The sequence below is a fragment of the Shewanella sp. genome (genome assembly GCF_051658185.1).
GTDB lineage: Bacteria > Pseudomonadota > Gammaproteobacteria > Enterobacterales > Shewanellaceae > Shewanella.
The window spans coordinates 1-8,913 of the sequence record NZ_JBOFMC010000193.1 but is presented as its reverse complement, the minus strand read 5'-3'; the positions used below and the strand labels follow the sequence as shown (position 1 = coordinate 8,913).

Here is an 8,913-nt window from a genome sequence, read left to right as displayed (position 1 = left end):
TTAGTGTTACAGGCAGCGGCCCATGGCCAAGGGGTGGCGCTTGGCTATAGCGTACTGGCAAGGCCTGATATTAAAGCCGGGCGCTTGGTATGCCCATTCCAAGAAGTGTTAGTCAGTAAAGATGCTTATTATCTGGTGTGTCAGCAAAATCATGCGGAGCTGGGTAAAGTGGTGGCGTTTCGGGAATGGATGCTAGACATGTTCGCCGAGGAGTCACGCAGTGAGTTATTGCCAGGCTGATCCGGCGTACCTGCTTGAGGGCGAGCCCTGCGAGACCTTGATTGTCTTCGCCCACGGTGCGGGCGCAAATCGTGACAGTGATTTTATGGTCGCGATGGCCGCAGGGCTGGTGGCCCAAGGTTTTCAAGTGCTGCGTTTTAATTTTCCCTATATGCAAGCCAATGCGCTTGACGGAAAAAAGCGCCCCCCGGACCGTGCCCCTTTGCTGCTGGCCTCTTTGGCCAAGATGTTGACGATAGCCAAGGCGCAGCCTGGGGTTAATCGCGTTATTCTCATGGGTAAATCGATGGGCGGGCGCATGGCGGCGCAACTGGCGTGCGATCCTGCTCTGGCAAGCGCGATCGATAAGGTGATTTGCTTAGGTTATCCCTTTATTCCGCTTAAGGGCGGCGAGCCAAGATTAGCCCCGCTTAATCAATGTCGCGTGCCAGTATTGGTGCTGCAAGGGGAGCGCGATAAATTGGGCTCTCGCGATCAAATCGCCACTTGGGCACTGCAGGCGGATATTCAATTTGGCTGGTTACCCGACGGCGATCATAGTTTTGCACCGCGAAAGTCGTCAGGTACGACGCTGGCCGCTAATCTAGCCCTTGCGATTGATTTATCGGTTAAATTTATAAGTTAGTTCGCGGATAAATGTCACCTACAGACGATCATGGGCGGGGATCACGCCGAGCGTTAACCGGAAGATACCGATCACCGCGATGCCATTTGGAGATTGAAATGCGCAAAGGTTTATTATTACTGGCCGCGTTAAGCGGATTTTTAGCCGTGGCCTTAGGGGCTTTTGGTGCCCACGGGCTTAAGACGGTAGCGCCCCCAGCACTTATCGATGTGTTTAACCTCGGGGTGCAATACCATTTTTATCACACCTTTGCCTTAATTGCCCTCGCGTTTGCCGGGCAGTGGTTAAGCTCGCGGCTGCTTGATTGGGCCGCGTACTTTTTTATTGCCGGGATCATCATGTTTTCTGGCTCCCTCTATGGGCTGGCACTGTTTGGTAGTAAATGGTTTGGGCCTATTACGCCAATGGGCGGCGGCTGCTTCCTCCTCGGTTGGTTGCTGTTGGCTGTTGCGGTGTGGCGCCAGCGCGGGCTTGGGGAAACCTCAGCTTAATATCGCCAGATTGCTTTGTCCTTGGGTGGTTTGATTGCCCGAAAGCGCCGATGCTCATGACTCGCTTAAGACGGAGTTTGTGCCTGCTTGTTCAGGGGCAAAGGCGGGGAACATGCAAGAGTACCACTGGGCCCAGCTTGGCAAATAGGGCATTTATGCCCTTAAATTGCTATACTGGCGCCTAATTTGATAGTTAGCCAATGATTTTGGCTTGGATTTCTTAAGGATCTCCATGAAAAACCTTTTTTTATTTTGCCGTGCCGGTTTTGAAAAAGAATGTGCGGCAGAAATTCAACAGCGAGCGGCTGAGCTCAACGTGGGTGGCTTTGTGAAAGCTAACCATAACGACGCCTATGTGGTGTACCAATGCTTTGACGCGGGCGGAGCGGATATATTAGCTAAGCAATTGCCGCTGGATTCATTGATTTTTGCACGGCAAATGTTTGCTGCGTCAGAGCTATTAGCGGATTTGCCTGAACAGGATCGGGTCAGCCCGATTGTCGCGGCGCTAGGGGAGATCAGTAAAGCCGGTGAATTGCGGGTCGAAACTCCTGACACTAATGAAGCTAAAGAATTGTCGGCTTTTTGCCGTAAATTTACGGTGCCACTGCGCCAACATCTTAAAAAGTCTGGCAGTTTGCTGGCCCAAGAAAACCCGAAACGACCGATCATTCATGTGTGTTTTATCGGCCCCGGACGTGCCTATGCCGGCTATTCCTACAGTAATAACAGCTCACCGCACTTTATGGGGATCCCACGGCTTAAAATGGCGGCGGATGCGCCGAGTCGTTCTAGCCTTAAGCTCGACGAGGCTTTTGCTCAGTTTGTGCCCAAGGAAGAACAGGAAGAGCGGGTTCGTAGCGGCATGAATGCGGTGGATTTAGGGGCCTGTCCCGGTGGTTGGACTTATCAGTTAGTGCGCCGCGGAATGTTTGTTTCGGCGGTGGATAACGGTCCCATGGATGACAAATTGATGCAGACGGGTCAAGTTAAGCACTACCGTGAAGATGGTTTTCGCTTTGAACCTGCGCGTAAAAATATCTATTGGCTGGTATGCGATATGGTGGAGAAGCCCGCACGCGTGGCTGAACTTATCGAAGCGTGGGCGATCAACGGTTGGTTTAAGGAAGCGATTTTTAACCTTAAGTTACCGATGAAGAGCCGTTATAAAGAAGTGATGGCTATTCTCGAAACCATGCAAACCATTTTGAAGGAAAACGGTATCACGGAGTTTACGCTGCAGTGTAAGCATCTTTACCATGATCGTGATGAAGTAACGGTGCATTTATGGTTACGCCCTAATACGCCGTGGAATTAATTTGGCCTCCTCAGCCGTTTGCCCAAGTAACACGTCACGCGTGTTGGCTGGCAACGGAACGGGAATGTTAAGGCATCCGTTGAGCTCAAACATCAATAAGCCCTAAAGCATGCTTTAGGGCTTATTGTTTGCCGTTAACGTTGCGCACTAATCACTGTTTGGCCGCATTAATCCATGTTTGCTTAAGCGGCAAAATCGTGAAGGCGAGGGGATTACAGACGATCCAGTACCGCTTGGGTGAAATCGGTCGTGCCGTGAGTGCCGCCTAAATCGCGGGTGGTACGGTCGCCCTCGGCAATCACTGCCGATACCGCGTTGCGAATATTGGCTGCCTTATCGGCCATCCCTAAATATTCGAGCATTTGGATAGAGGCTAAGATCACCGAAGTTGGGTTCGCGAGGTTTTTACCCGCGATATCTGGCGCACTGCCATGCACCGCTTCAAAAATCGCCGCATCACGGCCAATATTCGCCCCTGGCGCCATGCCAAGGCCACCGACGAGGCCAGCGCACAGATCGGATAAAATGTCGCCAAACAAGTTAGTGGTGACAATCACATCGAAATTTTCCGGATTCATCACTAATTTCATACAAGCCGCATCAACAATCATTTCGTCGGTCTTGATGTCGGGGTAACGTTGACTCACCTCGCGGGCCACCTTGAGAAACAGGCCTGACGTCGACTTCATGATATTGGCTTTGTGCACGATAGTGACTTTTTGGCGGTGTTCTTTACGGGCCAGTTCGTAGGCAAATGTGGCAATTTGCTCTGCGCCTTGGCGGGTGATCACGCTCGTGGCTTCAGCGGTTAAGCCATCCTCAGACACTTTTTGTCCCTGGCCGGAGTACATGCCTTCGGTATTTTCCCGCACTGTGATGATATCAATATTTTCATAGCGCGCTTTAGTGCCCTTAAATGACAGTACTGGGCGCACATTGGCGTAGAGACCAAATTTTTTCCGTAAGGTGACGTTAATCGAGGTAAAGCCTTCACCAACGGGGGTCGTTAACGGACCTTTAAGCGTAATACGGTTTTTTTCGATCAGTTCTAAGGTGCGTTGTGGCAGTAATTCACCTTGTTTTTCAAGTGCGGCTAAACCAGCATCGGCAAATTCGTACTCAAAATCACAACCAGCTTTATCCAGAATTTGTAGGGCTGAATCAATGATACTCGGGCCAATTCCATCACCAGGAATTACGGTTATTGTTCTTTTTGACATGGAGAAATCCTTCCACGGTTCGTCGTTACTGCAATTGTCAGATCCAGTCGGTTGCTGGATAACATGACTATGAATTGGGTATTTTTTCTCGCGATTATTCTAACCATCTTTAGTCAAATTTCACAGAAAATAGTGAGCAATATCACGATTTTTTGTGTAGTAAAACTTGTAAAAATACAGGGTTGTAACGATGATGGACCGCTTAGGTTTTAAAAAGTCTACTTTAGTCTAATAACTACATAAAAGAGGACGACATTGCAGTTACCATCCAAAACAACGTTAATGCTGCTAATGCTAGGCAGTCTCTCGGGCGTGCAGGCGCAACCGCAACCGCTAACCTTAACTGACATCATGCATTTTAGATCCCTTGAAAAGCCTGTTATCGCGGCAAATGGTAAGGTGATCGCATTTGAGGAGGCCCCTGATCGCGGTGATAGCCTCGGCAAGGTGAAGCACCTTAATACCGGGCAAGTATTTACCATTGCCGGCGGCAGTGCTCCGGTGATTAGCCATGATGGTCGTTATGTGGCGATGACGGTCAAACCGAGCTTATTCACCCTTGAAACCACCGAGGCTAAAGCCAAGCAAAAACTCAAAGCCGATATGGTGTTACTCGATACGCAAACGGGGCGGCAAACCCGCTTTGAACGCGTAAAAACGTATGTGTTTAGTGAGGATGGCAAACATTTGGCGATTGAGTTTGAGGCTGATGAGCCATCAAACCAAGCAAAGGAGCCGAGTGCGGTTGAGACTGCAGCGAAGGCGGCCACGCCTTTTAACCCTACGGATAACCCCAAGGTCGATAAGTTTGATCAAGGGCGACGTTTTAGTCTGCTCAGTTTGCAAGGGGGGCAGCGCATTGATATGGCGCAGGTGACGGCTTATGCGTTTGATAAAGGCAGCCGCCACTTGGCGATAGCGGTTAATCATCCCGCTAAACAGCAGCACCAATTGCAACTAATTGATTTAAAGAGCTATCAACAAGCTACGCTACGGCAATCCTCCGATAAGCAGTTTGGTGCCATTGCCCTTGCCAACAATGGTCGCTGGTTAGCCTTTACGCAGGGCGACAGCGCTGAATTGCCCTATGGTCGCCAATATCAACTGCTGTTGCTGGAGTTGGCCAGCGGCAAGATCACCCCCGCGCCTACCGCTGCACAATGGCAGCTTAACCGTTACTCACGCCTTAGCTTTTCAGCGGACAGTGAGCGGTTATTCTTTGGCAGAGTGCCCGAGGTGAGCCAGCAGCTCAGCCTGAAAAAAATAACTGAAGAAAAGCAGCTGTTTGATCAAGAGATATTGACTGCGCAACGTGGACTTAGGTTGTGGCATGGGGACGATCCGCGGATTAAACCAAATGAAATCAAGCAATATGAAAAAGAGCAACAACGGACATATCTCGCCGTGTGGCATGTCGATGCCAATAAGGTGGTGCAGCTAGCCGATAAAACGCTGCCAGAGGTGATGTTATCGCAGCACACGCGATTTATGTTGGCAAGTACTGACTTACCCTACCGTAAAATGGCAACCTGGGCGGGTGGATTCCAAGACTATTATTTGGTTGATCTCCATACTGGGCGTAGGCAGTTATTGATAGCCCAGCAGCCAGCGGATGAACTGCCCAGTTTGTCGGGCAATGGTCAATATGTGGCCTATTATCAGCAAGGGCATGTGTACCTTTATGATATTGCCACGGGCCGACGTACCAACCTCAGTACTGATCTGAAGGTGAGTTTTGCCGATGAGGATCATGATTATCCTTCCAATGCCCCCAGTTATGGTTTTGGCCCTTGGCTTAAGGACGATGCGGGTTTGTTGGTGTATGACAAATACGATGTTTGGCAATTTAACACCAAGTCTAAGACGGGGTTTGCTGTAACCGCGGGCCAAGGGCGCGCGCAAAAGATCCAATACCGGCTTGCCGGGTTGGTGGATAACCCCGATGCTGCGCCACAACTTGCCCAGGATGCGCGCGTGTTGCTCCATGGATATAACGATAGCACCAAGGCTGACGGTTTTTATCAAGCGACGCTAGGGCAAGCTGGCGTTAACACCCTGATGGCCGGTGAGTATAAGCTCACCGTACTGGGTCGCAGCCAAGATGCTGATACGATTGTTTTTTCAAAAGAGCGTTTTGATCTTTTTCCCGACTTATATACCGCCAGCTACAGCGCGCCGCAACATGCGGTTAAACAAACGGATTTGGATAAACAGCGCCGAGGCTTTAACTGGGGCCAAGCTGAATTAGTGCAGTGGACCAATGGTGATGGCAAGCCCCTTGATGGCGTGCTCATTAAGCCCGCCAATGCCCAAGCGGGCCAGCGTTATCCGGTGTTGGTGTATTACTATCGGTTTATGTCCGATAGATTGCATGCCTTCCCGCAGATGCAGATTAACCATAGACCGAATTTTGCTTGGTATATCAACAATGGTTATGCGGTTTTCTTGCCAGATATTCGCTTCGATATTGGCTATCCAGGTGCCAGTGCCGTACAAGCTTTGACATCGGGCGTGCAAAAACTGATCGACATGGGGATTGCCCAGCCCAACGCCATTGGTTTACATGGCCATTCCTGGAGTGGTTATCAAACAGCCTTTGCCATCACTCAGACTAAGCTGTTTAGCGCGGCGGTGGCGGGAGCGCCAGTTGCTAATATGACCAGTGCCTACAGTGGGATACGCCATGGCACGGGCATGGCGCGGCAATTTCAGTATGAGACTGGGCAGAGTCGTATTGGCGAAAGTCTGTATGCCGCACCGCAAAAATACATTGAAAACTCACCGATTTTTTATGTTGAACGCATCCAAACGCCGCTGATGATCATGTTTGGCGATAAAGACGATGCAGTGCCATGGGAGCAGGGCATCGAACTGTATCTAGCGATGCGCCGTGCGGGTAAAGAGGTGGTGTTTTTGCAGTACGAGGATGAGCCTCATCACCTGAAAAAATACCCCAACAAACTCGATTACAGTATTCGCATGATGGAATATTTTGACCACTATCTAAAAGGTCAGCCCGCGCCCGCATGGCTCAGCCAAGGCGAAGCCTATGTAGAATATCAAGCCGCCGGGGAATAATGCTTTACTGTTAAGGTGAACAATAAATAAAGCGCCACCTTCGGGTGGCGTTTTTGTTGGGGCAAGGCTATTTGCGTTGTTGATCAATATTCCATAATTTTTAGTTTAGGTCGCAATAAATTTTTATGTATTATAAGTTGATTTTTATAAGTTTTAGGTGCCATTAACTATTTATTCTTGATGGTTAATGACACTCTTTAACCCAAGTTAATCTGCGCTAAAATAATCAATGATGCGGTTAATTAATTTGCAGTTCACCTATATTCATTAACAATTGTCATATTTGCACAATATCTGCAATATCTGCATAAGATAAATAACGATAAAATGTGGCGGAAGTATAATAATCAACCATTTATGCAGGCATTATGAAAACATCTTTAAGATTGAAAAATGTAAATATCATACATCACAACGGTAAAATTGAAGTTGCCAAAGATATTGCGATTGATAATGGAATAATTCAATCCATATCCGCAACTGGTACAGGCGAGGGCATTGATTGCTCCGGTCTGTATGTCACACCAGGATTGGTTAATTTACATGCACATTCGCCGATGAATATTTTTAAGGGCATTGCCGAAGATGTTCATATTGATGATTGGTTCAACAAGGAGTTATTTCCATATGAAAGTAAGTTAACTGCCGATGAAGCCTATTGGGGCACGATGTTGGCTATCGCTGAAATGATCAATAATGGGGTAACCTCATTTGCCGATCATTATTTCTTTTCCGAAGCAATATACGCTGCAGTGGATAAGTCAGGGATCAGAGCTGATATCGCCACAACCTTATTTGGGATGAGTCCAAACTTTGAAGAGGAATTGGCATCTGCCACAGCTTTTATTGCGCATAATAAAGATAACAATAGCCGCATAAAGTTACGATTTGGTCCGCACGCTCCCTATACCTGCCCACCCAACACGCTGACCAAGATTGTGGCGAGTGCCAAAGCATTGGACGTTGGCATTCATATTCATCTGTCTGAAACGAAGACTCAGGTCGATAATAGCTATAACGCGAGTCATTGCAGTCCGTTTGAATTTTTAAATGATTGTGGCGGATTCGAAGTGCCGGTAATTATTGGTCATGGATTATGGGTTGAACATACAGATTTGCCATTGTTGCAGGATAAAAATGTGTATTTTGCCGTGTGTCCCAAGACCTACATGAAGCTTGCTATGGGCTCAGGCAGAATATGGGATATTCATCATAAGATCAATATGTCATTTGGTACTGACGGTGCTGCAAGTTCAAACTCCGTTAGTCCTATAGAACAAGCGCGATTATTTGCGCTTCATGGAAAAATGGCTGGCTCGGCAGAAGACTTTAGGATTGAATATCTTTGGCAGCAATTAATGAAAGGACATGAGGCGTTGGCTTTTAATACCGGTAAAGTTGAAGTCGGATATGATGCGGATTTGCTGGTGTGGGATTTAAATAAAGTTAACACTGCGCCAATTTATCATCCATTAACTTCGATAATATATAGCAGTGATGCCAGTAATATTAAACATTCACTGGTTCAAGGGCAGTTTGTTAAATACGATGGTATGGTTAAATTGGATCTTGAGGAGATTATTTGCAATGTTAAGTCTATTCAGGCGGATATTCTTAAAAGAGGCAAGGGTGAAAAGAAAATAAATTATTAACAGCGATAAGCTTATTTGACACCCAATATGGCTTGTTTGAGTGTTGATATCGAACGTATCATGACGCTTTTGGCTGATCATCAGCCCAATATCGGCCTGTTTGGGTGTCGTTGCTGTTTAAGGTAAAGGAGCGCTAAGTTTGACATGCTTGCCGCTGTGGGCGTTGGCGACAGGGTTGCTTGCATTACCTGCATTGTCTGCGCCGAGCCTATCGGGATGAACCGACGAGTCACAGGGCTGTCCTGTTACGAGTTACCGTGTAACCGACAACACAGCTATGTTGCGCTTG

At 48.0% G+C, this 8,913-nt stretch carries 7 protein-coding genes; 6 read left to right on the top strand and 1 reads right to left on the bottom strand.

The window, feature by feature from the left end; all coding sequences use genetic code 11:
- The 4 genes from ACRCZA_RS07710 to rlmM all read left to right on the top strand — a co-directional run.
- Nucleotides 1–240 (top strand): LysR substrate-binding domain-containing protein (locus ACRCZA_RS07710; protein ID WP_438673870.1); only part of this gene is annotated, 240 nt, incomplete at its 5' end.
- The gene (locus ACRCZA_RS07705) at nt 221–865 is read left to right on the top strand and encodes an alpha/beta fold hydrolase (RefSeq protein ID WP_438673869.1); all 645 of its coding nucleotides are present in this window, start codon (nt 221–223) and stop codon (nt 863–865) included. The genes ACRCZA_RS07710 and ACRCZA_RS07705, both read left to right, overlap by 20 nt.
- A gap of 98 nt (nt 866–963) precedes the next feature.
- Nucleotides 964–1,356: a DUF423 domain-containing protein gene (locus ACRCZA_RS07700; protein WP_438673868.1), complete on the top strand. Its 393-nt coding sequence runs from the start codon at nt 964–966 to the stop codon at nt 1,354–1,356.
- 232 nt (nt 1,357–1,588) lie between these two features.
- Nucleotides 1,589–2,674, top strand: a complete 1,086-nt coding sequence (rlmM, locus tag ACRCZA_RS07695) for a 23S rRNA (cytidine(2498)-2'-O)-methyltransferase RlmM (protein ID WP_438673867.1) — start codon at nt 1,589–1,591, stop codon at nt 2,672–2,674.
- A 212-nt stretch (nt 2,675–2,886) separates the two neighbouring features.
- Here rlmM and ACRCZA_RS07690 read toward each other — a convergent pair whose 3' ends face one another.
- Nucleotides 2,887–3,894: an isocitrate dehydrogenase gene (locus ACRCZA_RS07690; protein ID WP_438673866.1), complete on the bottom strand. Its 1,008-nt coding sequence runs from the start codon at nt 3,892–3,894 to the stop codon at nt 2,887–2,889.
- Nucleotides 3,895–4,176: 282 nt separating this feature from the next.
- On the opposite strand from ACRCZA_RS07690, the gene ACRCZA_RS07685 reads away from it, so the two are divergent.
- Nucleotides 4,177–6,972, top strand: coding sequence for a prolyl oligopeptidase family serine peptidase (locus ACRCZA_RS07685; RefSeq protein ID WP_438673871.1), 2,796 nt, complete (start codon nt 4,177–4,179; stop codon nt 6,970–6,972).
- Nucleotides 6,973–7,340: 368 nt separating this feature from the next.
- Entirely contained in the window at nt 7,341–8,624 is a 1,284-nt protein-coding gene (locus ACRCZA_RS07680) for an amidohydrolase family protein (protein WP_438673865.1), read from the top strand.
- The last annotated feature ends 289 nt before the right edge of the window (nt 8,625–8,913 follow it).

Excerpts from the sequence above, each read along its gene's own strand:
- ACRCZA_RS07680 (WP_438673865.1), top strand. The coding sequence starts at position 7,341 with ATGAAAACATCTTTAAGATTGAAAAATGTAAATATCATACATCACAAC.
- ACRCZA_RS07690 (WP_438673866.1), bottom strand. The coding sequence starts at position 3,894 with ATGTCAAAAAGAACAATAACCGTAATTCCTGGTGATGGAATTGGCCCG.
- ACRCZA_RS07700 (WP_438673868.1), top strand. The coding sequence starts at position 964 with ATGCGCAAAGGTTTATTATTACTGGCCGCGTTAAGCGGATTTTTAGCC.
- rlmM (WP_438673867.1), top strand. The coding sequence starts at position 1,589 with ATGAAAAACCTTTTTTTATTTTGCCGTGCCGGTTTTGAAAAAGAATGT.
- ACRCZA_RS07685 (WP_438673871.1), top strand. The coding sequence starts at position 4,177 with ATGCTGCTAATGCTAGGCAGTCTCTCGGGCGTGCAGGCGCAACCGCAA.